The organism is Oleiharenicola sp. Vm1, from assembly GCF_047777955.1.
In the GTDB taxonomy this organism is placed as follows: domain Bacteria; phylum Verrucomicrobiota; class Verrucomicrobiia; order Opitutales; family Opitutaceae; genus Didemnitutus.
This window is the reverse complement of sequence record NZ_CP180537.1, coordinates 3,903,231-3,918,306: the sequence shown is the minus strand read 5'-3', so window position 1 is coordinate 3,918,306 and position 15,076 is coordinate 3,903,231. Positions and strand designations below refer to the sequence as shown.

The 15,076-nt window shown below is 69.0% G+C and carries 13 protein-coding genes; 2 read left to right on the top strand and 11 right to left on the bottom strand.

Features of this window, described 5'->3' with window-relative positions; genetic code table 11:
- Positions 1-3: 3 nt before the first annotated feature.
- Entirely contained in the window at positions 4-2,118 is a 2,115-nt protein-coding gene (locus ACMYLB_RS18870) for an ArnT family glycosyltransferase (RefSeq protein ID WP_415908490.1), read from the top strand.
- Between the two features lie 2 nt (positions 2,119-2,120).
- Here the strand turns inward: ACMYLB_RS18870 and ACMYLB_RS18865 are convergent, their stop codons facing one another.
- From ACMYLB_RS18865 to ACMYLB_RS18855, 3 genes are read right to left on the bottom strand one after another with little or no spacing between them, the layout of a single operon-like run.
- Positions 2,121-4,184, bottom strand: a complete 2,064-nt coding sequence (locus ACMYLB_RS18865) for a hypothetical protein (protein ID WP_415908489.1) — start codon at positions 4,182-4,184, stop codon at positions 2,121-2,123.
- 1 nt (position 4,185) lies between these two features.
- Positions 4,186-5,088 carry an NAD-dependent epimerase/dehydratase family protein gene (locus ACMYLB_RS18860; RefSeq protein WP_415908488.1) on the bottom strand — a complete coding sequence of 301 codons (903 nt, stop codon included), beginning with the start codon at positions 5,086-5,088 and terminating at the stop codon, positions 4,186-4,188.
- A gap of 2 nt (positions 5,089-5,090) precedes the next feature.
- Positions 5,091-6,023, bottom strand: a complete 933-nt coding sequence (locus ACMYLB_RS18855; RefSeq protein ID WP_415908487.1) for a glycosyltransferase — start codon at positions 6,021-6,023, stop codon at positions 5,091-5,093.
- A 517-nt stretch (positions 6,024-6,540) separates the two neighbouring features.
- On the opposite strand from ACMYLB_RS18855, the gene ACMYLB_RS18850 reads away from it, so the two are divergent.
- Positions 6,541-6,924: a hypothetical protein gene (locus ACMYLB_RS18850; RefSeq protein WP_415908486.1), complete on the top strand. Its 384-nt coding sequence runs from the start codon at positions 6,541-6,543 to the stop codon at positions 6,922-6,924.
- A gap of 50 nt (positions 6,925-6,974) precedes the next feature.
- On the opposite strand, the gene ACMYLB_RS18845 is transcribed toward ACMYLB_RS18850, so the two are convergent.
- From ACMYLB_RS18845 to ACMYLB_RS18810, 8 genes are all read right to left on the bottom strand, one after another.
- Positions 6,975-7,511, bottom strand: coding sequence for a hypothetical protein (locus ACMYLB_RS18845; protein WP_415908485.1), 537 nt, complete (start codon positions 7,509-7,511; stop codon positions 6,975-6,977).
- A 40-nt stretch (positions 7,512-7,551) separates the two neighbouring features.
- A complete protein-coding gene (locus tag ACMYLB_RS18840; protein ID WP_415908484.1) occupies positions 7,552-8,328 on the bottom strand; it encodes a glycosyltransferase family 2 protein in 777 nt (258 codons plus the stop codon).
- A gap of 203 nt (positions 8,329-8,531) precedes the next feature.
- Positions 8,532-8,786, bottom strand: coding sequence for a hypothetical protein (locus ACMYLB_RS18835; protein ID WP_415908483.1), 255 nt, complete (start codon positions 8,784-8,786; stop codon positions 8,532-8,534).
- Positions 8,787-9,188: 402 nt separating this feature from the next.
- Positions 9,189-10,115, bottom strand: a complete 927-nt coding sequence (locus ACMYLB_RS18830) for a glycosyltransferase family 2 protein (protein ID WP_415908482.1) — start codon at positions 10,113-10,115, stop codon at positions 9,189-9,191.
- A 5-nt stretch (positions 10,116-10,120) separates the two neighbouring features.
- The gene (locus tag ACMYLB_RS18825) at positions 10,121-11,365 is read right to left on the bottom strand and encodes a hypothetical protein (RefSeq protein ID WP_415908481.1); all 1,245 of its coding nucleotides are present in this window, start codon (positions 11,363-11,365) and stop codon (positions 10,121-10,123) included.
- A 62-nt stretch (positions 11,366-11,427) separates the two neighbouring features.
- Entirely contained in the window at positions 11,428-12,447 is a 1,020-nt protein-coding gene (locus tag ACMYLB_RS18820; RefSeq protein WP_415908480.1) for a methyltransferase domain-containing protein, read from the bottom strand.
- 1 nt (position 12,448) lies between these two features.
- Positions 12,449-13,771: an ABC transporter ATP-binding protein gene (locus ACMYLB_RS18815; protein WP_415908479.1), complete on the bottom strand. Its 1,323-nt coding sequence runs from the start codon at positions 13,769-13,771 to the stop codon at positions 12,449-12,451.
- A 119-nt stretch (positions 13,772-13,890) separates the two neighbouring features.
- Complete coding sequence (locus tag ACMYLB_RS18810; RefSeq protein WP_415908478.1) at positions 13,891-15,045, bottom strand: hypothetical protein; 1,155 nt, start codon at positions 15,043-15,045, stop codon at positions 13,891-13,893.
- Positions 15,046-15,076 lie beyond the last annotated feature (31 nt).

Genomic DNA, 15,076 nt, shown 5'->3' with positions numbered 1-15,076 from the left:
CGAATGGTTTCGATTCCCACCGCCGCGGCACGCCGCTGGGACATGCCGCTCGCGATCGTGCTGTTTGGGGCGCTGCTCGGGTTGCACGGCTGGCTGTTGTCAGCCGGCTGGCAGAATGGCAACCTGCCGGGACAGGAATTCCGACAGGCGCAGACGGCGCTCAGCGCGCTGTTCGTGCAGCGCGACCAGGATTTCGCGCTGACTTATCCGACGCCGGTGCTCGGGGCGCCGTGGACCGCGCCAATGGAGTTTCCCCTCTACCAGTGGACGGTGGCGAAGCTCAGCGACTGGACCGGGCTGCCGCTGGTGCAGGCCGGGCGTGCGGTAACGGCGGCGGGCTTCTACCTGGCGGTGGCGGGACTGCTGCCGCTGCTCGGGGCGCTCGGCTGCCGCGGCCCGCAGCGGTGGATCGCCGCCTCGTTCGCCCTGACCTGCCCGATCTATGTGTTCTACTCGCGCGCGTTCTTGATCGAGACGATGGCGCTGGCGTTCGCGGTCTGGTTCCTGGTGGCGTTTCTGCGCTGGATGGAGCGGCCGGCTTGGTCGTGGTTCGTGCTCGTCTCCCTGCTGGGTGCGGGCGCCGCGCTGGTGAAGATCACGACCTTCATGGTCTTTCTCGTGCCGGCGGGGCTGGTGACAGCCGGGCGCATGTGGCGGACGCGGGCGGCGGGGCTCGGCGCCGTCGCGCGCACGGGGATGGGGGCGATGGCGGCGATCGCGTTGCCTCTGGCGGCGGGCGCGTGGTGGACACGCTTTGCCGATGCGGTGAAGCATGCCAGTATCAACACGCGGTTTCTTGAGTCGACGAATCTCGTAGGCTTCAACTTCGGCACGAGCCACGACCGTTTTTCCTCAATCACTTGGATGCTTCATTGGCGGAACCTCTCGCACGGTGTGGCCGCCCCGGGACTGCTGCTGGTGGTGGTGCTGCTCGGAGTCACGGTCAGCCGGCGGCAGTGGCGTCCGGTCACATTCGGCCTGCTCTGCTATGTGGTGCCGCTGATTCTGTTCCCAGTGCTCTATTCGTGGCACGATTACTATTCGATCGCGAATGCATTTTTCCTGCTTGCCGCGGTTGGCGTGGTGGTGGCGAGTGCCTGGGAGGCGCGGCCGCGCTGGCTGGTGTGGGGGGCGCTCACCGTGGCGCACGCGAGCCAGCTGTGGACCTACCGCGACGTGTATTTCGGCTTGCAGCAGGAGTGGAGCCCGGGTGGGAGCGATTTGACCAAAGCAGTGCGCGCGATGACGAATCCCGACGAGGTGATTGTCGGGGCGGGTTTCGACTGGGACTCGCGACTGCCCTTCTATACCCAGCGGCGTGCGTTGATGATCCGCTTTGGCATGGAAAACGATTGGCGCTATCTGGAGGAGGCGTTCCATGGACAGGCGGGTCAGCCGGTGACCGTGTTCGTATGCCAGGGTGAGCGAGCGGCCGATCCTAACCTGCTCGGATTGCTGGAGCGTCATTTCGACATCGATCCGCGCCCGATCTTCCGGTGGAGAGATGCGACGGTGTTCGGTCGCAAAGATCGGCGCGGGATCATGATCGACGCCGTGCGGCGCACGCCGGCGGTTCCGGAGGTGCAGCTCGACGCCTCTGCCGCCGCGGAAAAGTGGACGATGATGGGCCGCGAAATGCGCGAGGCGGACCTGCTCGAACGCGACCGCCTGCTGCTCGCCCTCCTCGGCGAGAAGCCGGTGAAGGTCTTCACGGAATTCGGCCTCAGCCGCATGGACCAAGAAGGCCGGCCGGTGCTCTTCGCGCATGCCGAGACCCGCTTCTGGTTCATGGTCCCAGCAGGGCGGAGTGTTGTGCGCGCCGAGTTTTGCGTGATGGCGGGGGCCTACGAATGCCCGGAGCCCGAGCGGTCCGATGGCGTGGAGTTTACCTTGGACGAGGAGAGACCGGACGGCACACGGGTGCGGTTGGGCTCGGTGTTCCTCGATCCCGGTCGCCAACCGGCTGACCGGGGCTTCCACACTTTGGAAGCGGTGGTCGAGCGGGCCGAGCCGAGCACGATCATAGTCTCATCCGGACCGGGACCGCGGGGAAACAAGGCGCGCGACTGGGCGGCGTTCTCGGCCGTCCGCATCCAGCGGGCGGCCGGGCGGCGCTGAATTTAGCGGATCTCGATACGGCCCCAGTAAGCCCAGTCGTTCGTGACGTTGTCCCGGGGACCGGGGGTGAAGCGTAGGACGATTGTGCCGCGCAACGGGCCGATGTGGTCCAGCTCCAGCTTCTGGCGGCCGCGGTCGGCGGCGCGGTGCAGCGGATCAAGGTCGCGATGCGCCAGCACGCGGGTGAGCCCGCTGGGTTGCCGCTCCAACACGTCGACGCCGATGCCATCGGTGACGGTGCCGCCACCGGCGAAGGCCGCGTCGGGCAATCCGAACTCCGCCGTGATCGACTGTGCGCCGGCGGGCGCGGCGAAGCGCAATTCCGACGGTGCGTGGGCGTTCAACACCGGCTGCCCTTCCAGCGTGCCGGCGCTCATGCCGTAACGCGTGCGCCCCTCCTGCGGGCGCGGGGTGAACAGCGGGAGGTCCAGCACCGCGGCGGGCACCGGATTCAGGGCTTCATCCGTCGCAACGGGGCGCGTTGCGACGGCGAGTTCGACGTCAGGGAAGGTCTTTCCGGTCACGCGTGCGAGCGCGGATGCGAGCAGGTCCTCCGCAAGGTAAAGATCGCCGGCCTCGCTCGTGGCAAGGGGCGCGGCGTTGAGATTGAAACGCTCGGTGCGCCAGCGAATGAAAGTCGGCGATCGGCGCAGGGCCTCGGAGCGGACCAGCAGCGCCGAGATGCGGCGCGAACCGAGGCGGGCGACCACCATTTCGAGGGCCGGGAGGTCGTCCTCGCGGCCGCTTGGCACCATGAGCACGCGGCGCTGTGCGTAGTAGGGCACGAGGGCGTTCCAGTCCCAGCCGTAGATAAGCACGACGTCTTCGGCGGGCACCGTGGTGCGGATCACCTCGGCGATGCCCGGAGGCTGCGGCAGGTCGCGACGCGCGTAGTCGGCGTAACCGCGCTGGTAGACCAGCAGCTGCCCGCCCAGAAAGGCCGCGAGTAGCACGAGCCGGGCCCCGTGGGGCAGGCGCTCGCTGTCCCAGATGCCGACTAACAGCAGGCCCGCGCCCGTGAGCAGCAGGAGGGCGTTCGCGCTGTAATAGTAGTCATGGAAGAAAAACAGGTTCGAGAACAGCAGTAGGCCGCCGAGGAAGAGCGCGGCGCACCACAACGCCGCTCGACGCAGCTGCGGCGGCGCCAGGGTCAGGCCCACGAGCAGGACGACTAGTGCAGCCTCGCCGAGAACGAAGCCGGAGATATTACTTCCGCAGCGCTCCCAGAACTCCGCAGACAGGCGTTGCTCGAACGTGCCCCAGTTCCACTTTGTCAATTCGCGCGAGGTGAGGAAACCGGTGTAGGGATTCGAATCTTTCACCAGGTCGGAGTGTTTCACCCACCATCCGCCGACGGCCAGGGCGAGTGCGACGGGCGCAGCGGCCAGCGCGAGGCCCTTGCCGCGGACCGGGCCGGGCGGCAGCTGCCGCCACTGCCACCAAGCCAGCAGCGCGGCGGGCGGGCAGAAGATAAGGAACGTCGTCACCTTGGCCAGTGCCGCGCCGGTGGCCGCGCCCGCCGCCACGGCGGACCAGCGCAAGCTGCCGTCCCGCACGGCGCGCGCGACCGCGAACGCGAACCACGCTGCGCCGCAGAGCGCGGTCGTCTCGATCATGAACGTCCGAGCATAGAAGAGATACGTCGGCGAGGTCAGCACGGCGCTGACCACGAGCAGGCGGCGCGGCCGATCTAGGCCGAGCATGCCTGCGAATCCGGTGACAGCGGGCAGCGTGGCGAAGAAGAAAAGGAGGCTCACGCTGCGCGCGGTCGGCTCCAGGCCGGTGCCGAGCAGGTCGCTCGCGCGAGCGACGAGCCATTGGTAGACGGGAAACTCCATCGGCACCGACCACGGTGGGCCGAATAACGGGGTCTCATAATCGAGCCGGTAGCCGGCCGCCTTTATCCAATATGCCGAGACCGCGGTCTGGAGCTGGCGGAACTCGTGGCGATCGAGGATCGAGGCCTGCCACCCGCGGGTGGTGAACCAAAGCGCGGCCGTCAGCGTCAGTGCGAACACCACGTAAGGCGTGCGCGCGGAGCCGGGGCGGGCGGATGGGGCGCTCATGTCAGTGTCCCGCGTAGCCGGCGGCAGCGCGCCGAATGCCCTCCGCCAGCGCAACCTGCGGCTGCCAGCCGGTCGCGGCGGCGAGGCGCGAGTTGTCCAAGCGGCTGTCCTGCACGTCCCAGGTGGGCGCGGGCGTCCGGGTCAGCCGAATCTTCTTCTCCGTGGCGGCTTCGACCAGTGCGATGATTTCCTCGACCGAGTGCGATTCGCCGGCGGCGAGGTTGAATACGCCGCACAGGCGGCGCGCGACAACCAGTTCGAGGGCACTAAGGAAGTCGGTATAGTAGAGAAAGTCTTTCCGGGCGCGACCGTCGCCCCAGAGCGTGAGGGACTGGCCCTCCACCGCGCAACGCAGGGCGTGGGCGATGAGCCCCTGCTGACGGCTTTTCGGCACGGGGTAGCCGTAGGGGTTTGAGATGCGCAGGATCGTGCATGGCAGGCCGTCACGTTCGGCGCGCGCCCGGATGAGTTGCTCGGCAGCGAGCTTGGCGCGGCCGTAACGGCCGACGGGAGCGCAGGCGTCGTCCTCGCGATTGGGGCGACCGGGTGCGTTCCCGTAGACGGCGCCGCCGGTGGAAAAGAACACGAAGTGCGTCCGGCTCCGCGTCGGGACGGCTGCCAGCGCGTCGAGCAGCTGCTCCAGCTGGGGGAGGTCGTGGCGTTCCTCGCTGCCAGGGTGGGCTTCCGACGAGGCCGGCAGCGTGCTCCATGCGAGGTGCAATAGCGTGGCACATCCCTCGAGTCCGCCAGGACGGAGCAGGTCCGCGTTGGTGCGAAAACCCGGCGCGCCGACCCGGGAGAACAGCTCGACGTGGTGCGCCGGGGCGCGGAAATGATCCGCAATCAGCGAGGCCAAGCGGCCCCGCCCGCCGGTGACGAACACGCGCTGGGGCTGGTCGGACATGCTCAGGACGGTGCCAGTGCCAGATAGAACTTGGCAAGCGCCTCCGCACTGCGTCGCCAGCTGAAATTCTCCTCGGCGAACCGCGCCGCTCCTGTCGCCAACCGTGCGGCGAGCGCCGAGTCGGCGCGTAGCGCACGCACGGCGCTGACGATGCCGTCGGCGTCGGCGCGTGCGAGCACGTAGGCGTCGACGCCGTGCCGGACGCGCTCGCCGAGATTCGTGCGCGGCAGCACGACGGGGCGGCCAAGCGCGAAGAACTCCGGCAGCTTCGAGGGGAAGCGGTAGTCGTTGAACGCATCAGGCACCCCGGGTTGGACGAAGATGTCGGCCAAAGCCATCAGCGGAGGCAGGTGGTGATGATGAAGGATCTGTCCGAGTGCGAGCACGTGGGCGCGGGCGGCCTCCGCGCCGGGAAAGGCGACGGTGTCGAGTCCGGCGCGGATAAGCGTGGTCGGCGTGCCCTCTTCATTCAGGCGCGCGACCGCCGTGTAGAGCTCGCCCACTTCGACGGCGTTTGCGGCGTGGACGTTGCCGTGGTAGAAGAGCACCGTCATGTCTGGTCCAAAGCCGAGCGTGCGGCGGAACTCGCCCGGAGTCGGGCGGGGATAAAAATAGCGCGCATCCGCTGCGGGCCAGAGAGTGAGGCAGCGCGCGGCGGCGGGAGCGAGCTCACGCAGGCGCGCCGTAATGAGCGTCACGCCGTCGGCGCCGGCAAGAAACTCGCGGCTGCGTCGCGGGTGCGACAGATCCGGTGGGACGAGCGCGTCGAGTGCGGCGGCGGGCAGCGCCTCGATCTCCGCCGGGCTGCGGCCGAGCGCATGGGCGAGAAGTTGCTGCTCGTTGTCCTCGAGATGAACGACAAGCCGGCACGGCTGGCGTTGCCGCAGCTCCTCGGCGAGACGGCGGACGGATTCACGCGTGGTCCAGGCGTGCACAAGGTCGGGTCCACGCCCGTCGGGGAACCGGAACGCCGTGGCCTCCGCATGGGTGAGAGCCGCAAAGGCCGGTGCGACGTGGTGGGTCAGGGTGGAGGGATCATGGGCGACAGCGACAGCGCAGCGATGTCCCGCGGCGGCTAGCTCGTTGGCCAGTCCGGCTGTGTGGAGGGCGTTGTTGGCCGCGAAGCTGCCGGGGAGGAGGAAAAGGATGTTCAGCGTCCGGGCGGCACACGCGGCGGGGGCGGAGGGGCGCGGCGGGCTGGAGCCCGGCAGTGCGACCCGGGGGCCGCGAGGTCGAGGGCGACAGGGGGACTTTCGTCGTCGATGGCGACAGACACGCGCGAGGGAGCGATGGCGACGGTGCCGTCCGCGAGCTGCGCGCGGATGCGCAGGGGCCTCGGCCGGCGGGAAGCATCTGCGTGGTGATGAAACCGCTGCGTCGGGCATGGGGAAGCGAGGGAAAGAGCGTGGCGACATCGGCGCGCTCCTGGCCGAACTCGCAGGGGACGTCGCGATGACCGAAGCGAAGCGTGAGCGCGGCGATCTCCTGTCGCGGATGGACGGCCCAGCCGGCGACGCGCACCCGCTCGGTGAGCGGGCCTTGCGGCAACGGCCACTCAATTATGGCGGCGAACGGCGGTGGGTCGACGCGCAAGGCGTAGCGGCGGAAGACTTCCCACGTCCCGTCGGCCCGCTGCGCTTCGAAGCGGACAAGGTGCATTCCCGGTGGAAGGGAGCCGCGGATCGTGAAGCCGCATGCGATGCCGCCGAGGTCGGCGCGCGCGTGGCGCTGGGAGGCGGTGATTTCTCCCGCCGCGCAGGCGAGCCGCACGGCGGGTGCATGTTCGCCCGCGAGGCACCAGCCGACAATCTCGACCTGCCCGTCGCGCGCGTATAACGGGCGCGGTGTTTCGATCTCGCCGCGGAGCGCGGCTGCGAGCGTGGAGCTCATCGTTTCGTGCCAAACGCGCGCTCCAGAGCGCGGAGCCATGCGGTCCAGCGCCAGCTGCGGGAGGCGTGCATCGCGTGCTGGTGGCGATTGAGTTCCTCGATGCGGGCGTCGCGAGCGGCGGCCTCGGCGAGGAGGGCGTCGCGCTGCGCCGCGAGATCACGCAACGCCGCGTTCTGCGCGACCAGCTGGAGCTGCAGCCCGGTGGTCACCTCCTGTTCGTTGCGCCAGGAGGTCTCTGCGTGCGCGAGTTGGGCTCGGGCCTGCTGCAGCGCCTCGTGGGCGAGGTGCTGCTGGTGGCGCAGATGATCGCAGTCCGCCCGGAGGGCGGCGTGCATGCGTTCCAAGTGGGCCGCTTCGTCCAGTTTGGCATCGGCGAGCTCCTGCGCGCGGGCGAGCTGGTGCTCGGCTGTGGCGAGTTGGGCGGCCACGGCATCGCGGGCGTCCTCGACCTCCATGACGCGGACCTGGGCGAGGATGAGCTGTTGGCGGAGGCGCGGAACGAGGTCGGGCGGCTCCGGGACGTCGAACTTCATGGCGGCCCGAACATCGCGGGGCCGCGGGATGATGTGAAGTCTATTGTCGATCGCCGCACAGCGCATTGCACCACTCCCGCCGCGCGCTTGCACGGAGGTAGCGTTGCAGGCGAACGTCGTCGGCGAGCTCGGTTGAGGTGAGAAAGCGACCGTGGGTGCGCGTGCGCAGCCAGTCGATCTCCGCTTGGCCGATGCGGTGCATGGCGGCGCTGGTCTTCTGCTGCGAGTGCACGCGGAAACCACCGAGGAACACTGGCAGCCGGACCAGGCGTGCGCCCGCCGCCTGGAAGCGCAGCAGCAAATCCCAGTCGAGCGCAAATTGGAGCGACCGATCGATGCCACCGACACGTTCCCAGAGACGTCGGCGCCAGAAAAGCGTTTCCTGGGGGATGAAATCGTTCAGGCGCAGCACAGCGTCATCATGCGCCGGCATGATCCAGTGGCCGATGCAACGCCCGGCCTCGTCGATGACGGCGCGATGTCCGTAGACGACATCGACCTCGGGATGGCGGGCAAAAAACTCGGCTACGATTGCGAGCGCGTTCGGCAGGTAGAGGTCATCGGAGTTCAGCCAGGCCATCACGTCCGTCGGCGCGCCGGTCGTGCGGGCGAAGCCGCGTGCGATCGCATCGGCCTGCCCGTCGTCCGGCTCCGAGGCCCAGGCGTGGAGATGCGCGCTGTGCGCGCGGATGATGTCGCGGCTGCCGTCGGTCGAGCCGCCGTCCTGCACCACGTAGTCGACCGCGACGCTGCGCTGCGCCAGCACACTGTGCAGACACGATTCGAGAAACCGGGCCTGCTGGAACGACGGCGTCACGATTGCGAAACGCGGCGCTGAAGCGGGAACCGGGCGAAGGCGGGCTGGCGCTCGGGGCAGCGGTCCGGGCAGGCGGCTGGGGCCGGCGAGGAATTGAAACCCAAGCAAGTCCTCCGTGCGCCCGGCCAGAGCGGCGCGAGCGCAGGCCCAGCGGGTGACGGTGAAAGCATGCGTGAAAAGCACATGCGTCGCGCCGGAAGCCGTCAGCGCCGCAGCAGTGACCGTGTAGCGGCCTGGGGGAGTTTCACCCGCACCTCGAATCCACTCGCGCGGGCCTCGGGAACGGAGAGCTGCGCGGCCACGTCGGGGCGGGGCAGGCCGAGAGTGGCGGGCCAGGAGAAGTTCGGCGCGAAATGAAGGCGGATCTCGCGCAACGATTGTCCCGGCCAGTGGCACCAGCCGCGCCAGTGCACGCCGCCGCCACCGTGCGGGGCGGCGGTGGCGTGTCGAGGTGCCATCGCGGCGCTGGCGCGGGTCGATCGGAGCGGAGTGAGTAGTCGCCCGCGGACGAATCGAAGTGGGGATTGTAGAAGGGATCATCGCCGGGCGCGGCCAGCGCCAAGCCGCACGCTTCGCGCCAGGATTCGGCGACGCGGACTTGGGCGCCGCCGACGATGCGGTGAAAGCGTCCGTCCGCTGCGAGATGGAGGAGAAGGCTTGCCCACGGAAGCGGGCCGGCGACGATCCCGGCCAGGCGCTCGCGCGCGACTGCGACGCAGCGCGGCGAGACCGCCGCGACCTCTCGGGTGCAGCGCAGTGATCCGTTGAAACCGTCGCCCGCCGCGTCGAACCCGCGCAGCAGCGGCGCGAATCCCAGGCGATTGCGCACCCAGCCAGCGTCGAAGACGCGCCCCTCGCAATCAACGAGCACTGGCGCGACGACGGCCGCGTCGGGGCGCATCGCGGCGGCGGCGAGGCGCATTTGCGCGGCGGGATCCGGGGGCGACACCCGGGCCGACGAGCAACAGCACGTCTGCAGTTGCGCGCGCCGCGGCCGCCTGCAGCTGTTCCGGGCCGCCTGAGACGAGGGCGACACTCGGACGGCCGGCGGGATCGAGGCGGACGCGATGCCCGCCCAGCGCGACCGCACGCTCGCGACGTGCGGTGCGATCGAGATGGGCCTGCACAGCCGCGGCCTGGAGTGCGTCCATGTCGCCCTTGACATTGCCGTGGAGGGCGCTGGAGGTCGCGGTTTGCCGCCAGTGATACAGCATGTGCGGCACATGCACGATGGCGCGAGTGTGCTCGGTGACGCGGAGGGCAAACTCGAAGTCCTGCACCCCGTCGAACGCCGGATCGAAGCCGCCGACGAGTCGCGCGACCTCGGTGCGGACGCACAGCAGGTGGCCGAAATACATCACCCCAAGCAAAAACTCCGGCGAGAACGCCGGCTTGAGGAAGGGCGTGAGCCGCGTGCCATCGGCGGAGATTTTGTCCTCGTCGGAGTAGAGCAGATCGCTTCCGGGCGCGGCGGCAAGGGCGCGGCTGAGCTCTAGGAGCGCGTGGGGGCGCAGCTCATCGTCATGGTCGAGCAGAGCTACATAAGCTCCGCGTGCGGCGGCAAGGGCGGCGTTGGTGGCGCGTGCGATGCCGCCGTTCTCCTCTCGCGGCAGCAGCCTGATGCGTGCATCGCGACGGGCAAACGCGGCGAGTTGGCTCGCCAGCGCCGGCGAGCCCGAGGCATCGTCAACGATGCAGAGCTCCCAGTGGGGGTAATGTTGCGCGAGGACGGAGCCGATACAGGCGTCGAGTAACGCTGGCGGCGTGCGGTAGACGGGAAGCAGCACGGAGATCAGGGGCCGGCCGGCAGCGTCGAGGGGGGCGGATCAGGATCGTGCCAGGCGGCCCAGCGGGCGAAGTCCGTCACCGCAGCCGTGCGTCCAGGCAGATCGCCGCCGCGGACGCGGTAAAACGGGAGCAACGTTCCGTCACCGGTGAGTGCGGAGAGCGTGAGCACTGCGTCCGAGTCAGCGACTTTCCCGGTGAAGGCGAAGCCGGTGGCTGCAGCGGTCGCAGCGCCGCCGAAATGTGCGAGCACGTCCGCACGCGCGGCCAGCGGGACTTCGGCGATCCGCTCGGTGGTCGAGGACAGCACGATGGCGCGAACGCCCTCCGCCGCCGGCACATGGCACCAACCGCGGAAGGCGACGGCGCGGCTGTCGTGAGGCGACCAGGTGGCGCCCTCAACGTGGGCGTGGAGCGGCACCGCCGCAACCGACCATTCAGGCAACGCCAGGCCGAGCCCCGCCTCCACGAGGCGGCGCAGCGTGGCGAGGCGCGTGGTGCGGACGCGTGTGAGGTAGTCGGGAGAGTTGTTCTCTTGTTCGAGTTGCCACTGGCGCAGCCAGAAGAACAGATGCCACGCCGGCCCGACGTCCGGCAGGGTGGTGGAGAAGAGTTCGGGGCGCCGGCGGGCGAGGGGAGAGAGTGCGTGGAAGCGCGCGGCATCCTCGCGCCAAAAATGGGTCGCGTGGGCGAACTCACAGTCGACTAGCCGGACGTTGCCAGCGCGGTCCACGAGGAGATTGGCAGCGACGAAATCGCCATTCGACCAGCGGATGGTGGCGGGTTCGGCACCCAGCGCGACGAGAAGCTCCGGCAGCACGCTCCGCTCGAGCGCGATCCGTTCAGCGGCGGTCCACGTCGGCGCCGCGAGGAGACGAGAGGACCAGTCGCGCCACTCCGCGGTGCGCGCAGCCTCCGTCGACGGGCGCTCTGTGGCCTCGAGGAGGGCGCACGTGCGGGCGAAGGCGGTGCGGGCGAGGTTCGCGTCGACCGCTTCGAGCGGTGCGCCGGGAAAGAACTCCTCCGCCAGGACCTCGCCGCCCGCGCTGAGTGATTCGTGAAAGAGCAAGGGCGGCACGAGCGCGGGGCAGGCGCGGGCCAAGCTGGCATGACGACGTGCCAGGTCGGCGAGCGCGGACCCGACGGTGAGTTTGACCGCACGTCCGTCGATCAGGCGCGCGCGCCAGGACGCGCGAGGGCGATCGCGCCGGTCGCGATTGCCCTCGCCGAGCGGCTGGAGCGAACCGGCCACGATGCGGCCGCGATCGACAAGTTCCAGCAGGGCGGACGGGAGGGGGCGACGACCATGGCGGCTCAGGTAGCGCGCACGAAGAAGCTTGGCGCAAAATGGCGGGCGACGCCCTGGGTCGCGAGTTCATGGTAGCGAGCTGCGAGGGTTTGCTGGAACGCCGCGGGGAGGGGCGAGCCGTCGTAGCCGTTGTGCTCGGGCGGGATGGGATGGGCGAGCAGCCACGCGTGGAGCGCGGCGCCCCCATCGGCGAGAGAAATGATCTGTCGTGGGAGCTTGTAGTCGGGAAACGCGGCGAAGAATTCCACGCGTTCGAATCCGGCCTGGAGGAGGAGGCGGCGCAGTTCGTCGAGGGAATAGGTGAAGCTGCGCAGGGTGCCCTGTGTGGCCTGCTGCCAGCGCATCGCGGCAAGGCGCGCCGGGAGCTGGGCGATGTCTGGCACGCCGATGTGATCATCGGGGCAGCCAAGCAGATATTTCAGGCCGAGGCGGTTTTCGATGCCGAGCACGAGCATACCGCCCGGCGCAAGCTCGCGGCGGACCTTGCGCAGAAAATCGACCTGCCGCGCCTGCGGGTCAACCGCGGCTTGGAAGGCGCCTACCCATTCGAGCACGCCGATAGCGCATATTGCCGCGAATTGTGGAGCAAACTCCACCTCGAAATAATCGGCTTCAAGGTAGCTGAGATTGCCATCGACTCCGTCCTGCCGCGCGGCGGCGCGGATGAAGGCGAGGCGCTCGGCGACCGGCTCGAGTGCGAGGACGCGGCGGGTGGCAGCGAGCGGGCGCGCGAGCTGGCCCCAGCCGGCGCCGATGTCGAGCACGGGGCCAGTGGTCTCGCTCGGCAGCACGGGACCGATGAAGGCGGTGCGAGTGGAGGAGGCGACGATCGCGTGCAGCCAGGGCTTGGCGCCGGCGAAGCGGCGGGCGACAGCGTCGCGCCAAGGCGTGCCGCGCTCGAGCTCGGCCACGAGTTCGAGCAACTCGGTCGCCGGGGTATCGCGGAACCCGAGTTCCCGCGGGCGGGAGAAGTGCTCGCCGGGGGCAAGGGTGACGGCCTGGCCTTGGCACGTGAAGCGGATCATCTCAAGCGGACAGGGGGCGAACGGCGATGGTGGTAGGGCAATACGCGACGCCGAATGACTTGTCGCGCGGCAGGACGTCGAAGCGGATGACGTCATAGCGGCGGTGGATGACGACGACTTCGCCGTTCACGAGCCGGACCCAACCGAGCGAGAGAAAGTAGACGCCGGGGAGAACGTTGAGTGTGACCTCGAAAGTCGCCTCGGCGCGCGCGCCGGCGGCGACCGGAGCGGGAGTGTGGTTTTGGAAATACGTGTTCGTGCCGTAAATTTCCTGGCCGCGCACGTCTTTCAGGGTGAGCGCGTAGATGGGGTCGGCGAGGTCGGCGGTGGCGCGGCAAGTCGCGCGCACGCGGACGACGTCGCCCACGACGAAGCTGAGGCGCGGCTGGTTGCGCGTGTCGGTGACGGCAACGGCTTCGATTTTGCCGAGTTCGCCGCCATAGGCGTATTCCTTGTCGGAGACCTGTTGGTGGCTGCGCTCCTCGGTGAGGAGTTGGGCGCTTTGATCCGTGCCGGTGACGGCATCGGGCAACAGGGTAGCGGTCGCGGCGGTTTCCGTCGGCGCAGCCTCGGTGGGAACGGGGCCGCGGGTGCGGAGCGCTTCGAGATCGCCGCGGATGGCTTCGAGGCCGTGCGGGCTCGTGATGAGCTTGGTGTAGATGTTGGTGACGTCGTTCGGGCTGCCTTGCAGGAGCATTTCGCCGCGTTCCAGCAGGAGCGCGGTGCGGCACATGCGTTTCACGGCGTTGGTGTCGTGCGAGACGAAGATGATGGTGCGGCCCTCCTTGATCATCTGGTCCAGCGTAGCGTGGCACTTGAACTGGAAGCGGGCGTCGCCGACGGCGAGAGCTTCGTCGATGATGAGAATGTCGGCGTCGACGTGCACGCAGACGGCGAAGGCGAGGCGCACGGCCATGCCGCTCGAGTAGGTGCGGACGGGCTGGTCGATGAATTCGCGGATGCCGGAGTATTCGACGATGGAGTCGAATTTTTGCGCGATCTCGGCCGGCGTGAGGCCGAGGATGGCGGCGTTGAGGTGGATGTTCTCGCGGCCGGTGAAGTCAGGGTTGAAACCGCTGCCGAGTTCGAGGAGCGCGGCGACGCGGCCGTGCACAGTGATGTTGCCGGACGTGGGTTGCAGCGTCCCGGCGATCATCTGCAGGAGCGTGGACTTGCCGGCGCCGTTGCGGCCGATGATGCCGAGGCATTCGCCGCGCTGAATCTCGAGCGAGACGTCGCGCACGGCGGTGAATTGTTCGCCGTCGTCCCTGTCGCGCCCGGTCAATAGCCGGAGCGGGCGGAACACGTCCGCAGTCTCGCTCACCAGTCGATAGCGCTTCGATACATGGTGGAGTGAGACAATGACCTCGGATTCTTGCTCGTTTGCCGGGCGGGGCATGCTGCAATGTGGATTTTGAGAGCGGGGTGGCGCGAGCCGAATTGTCAACGTCCGGCTGGGACCCCGAGCCCGGCGGCGCGCACGGTGGCATTGACGAGGCTGACGCCCGCGGCATCGAAGTCCAAAATAGGGTCGGTGGCGTCCGGCGTCGTCCTGATTTCGAGGCCGTCCGGACCGCGGGCGAGGCGATCGATCTGTTGCACCGCCCGTAGCGTCTCGAGTGGGATGAGGGCGCGGGTGCGTCCGGTGTCGTCGACGAGACGCAGACTCTGGACGACGACCGACCCCGCATGGTCGAGCGGATCGAAGCGGAGCCCCACCGCGGTTTCGGCGGGCAACGGGAAGGTCAGCGTTTCAAGGTGGGGGGTGTCGCGATACGCCGCGCGGGCGCTTTGTTCTTCCGAGATGCCGCGGCCGGTGTTCCAAAACAGCTGAGCGGGGGAGGCGCGAGCGGTGCGGGCGTCGAGTTCCAACCGCAGCGCGCGGGCGGGCGGCGGCTTGGGGCTGTGCCAAGTGCGGAGGGAGGCGAGGAGGAGGCCGCGGTGAGACACTATGGCGGCGAGCAGGGCGAGCGAGCCCAGCGTGAGACAGAGCCGCTTTCCCAGCCTGGGCCGCACCGCGAGCGTGCCCGCGAGTAGCAGGACGGCGAGCACGCCGGCAAGGAAGGCGACCGAGGAGGCGCAGCGCACTGCGTTACGGTGGTTCGCGCCGGGAGCGAGGACCGGTCCGGAGAAGCGGGTGAAGACGCTCGCCTGGCCAGGCACGCGGTGCCCGGCGCGGATCGTCCAGCCGTTTTCGGTGGCGGCGATTTCCTCGTCGGCGACGGGGGAAAATGAGGCGCGTCTCAGCCGCAGCACTTCGCGACCGTCGCCAGTCACAATCCGGAGGGAGCGAATCTCGAGTGGCGCCGCGCCGGGACGTGCGGTCAGTCGGAGGGCGGTGAGGGGCGCGTCGGGGAGAGGGAACGAGAACGAGTAGGCGTGTTCGGACGGGGAGAGTGGCAGGACAATGGCGTCGCTCGGGTCGAATCGGCCGAAGATTTCAGGCTGAAGCACGAGTTCGTCGGGGCCGCGAGCGGCGCAGGCGAGCTCGAGATAATGGCGCTCCGTTCGCGGGAAAGCAGGCGCCCACCACGACAAGGCGGGGCGCTGGGGAACGAAGAAGAAGCCGGCCGCGAACAACACGACGACGGGCAGCACCCAGCGCCAAGCATCCCGATGCGCCGCAGGC

Bases quoted from the DNA above. Each gene is read 5' to 3' on its own strand.
- ACMYLB_RS18865 (WP_415908489.1), bottom strand. From the start codon at position 4,184: ATGAGCGCCCCATCCGCCCGCCCCGGCTCCGCGCGCACGCCTTACGTG.
- ACMYLB_RS18870 (WP_415908490.1), top strand. From the start codon at position 4: ATGGTTTCGATTCCCACCGCCGCGGCACGCCGCTGGGACATGCCGCTC.
- ACMYLB_RS18850 (WP_415908486.1), top strand. From the start codon at position 6,541: ATGACCGAAGCGAAGCGTGAGCGCGGCGATCTCCTGTCGCGGATGGAC.
- ACMYLB_RS18820 (WP_415908480.1), bottom strand. From the start codon at position 12,447: ATGATCCGCTTCACGTGCCAAGGCCAGGCCGTCACCCTTGCCCCCGGC.
- ACMYLB_RS18845 (WP_415908485.1), bottom strand. From the start codon at position 7,511: ATGAAGTTCGACGTCCCGGAGCCGCCCGACCTCGTTCCGCGCCTCCGC.
- ACMYLB_RS18835 (WP_415908483.1), bottom strand. From the start codon at position 8,786: ATGGCACCTCGACACGCCACCGCCGCCCCGCACGGTGGCGGCGGCGTG.
- ACMYLB_RS18860 (WP_415908488.1), bottom strand. From the start codon at position 5,088: ATGTCCGACCAGCCCCAGCGCGTGTTCGTCACCGGCGGGCGGGGCCGC.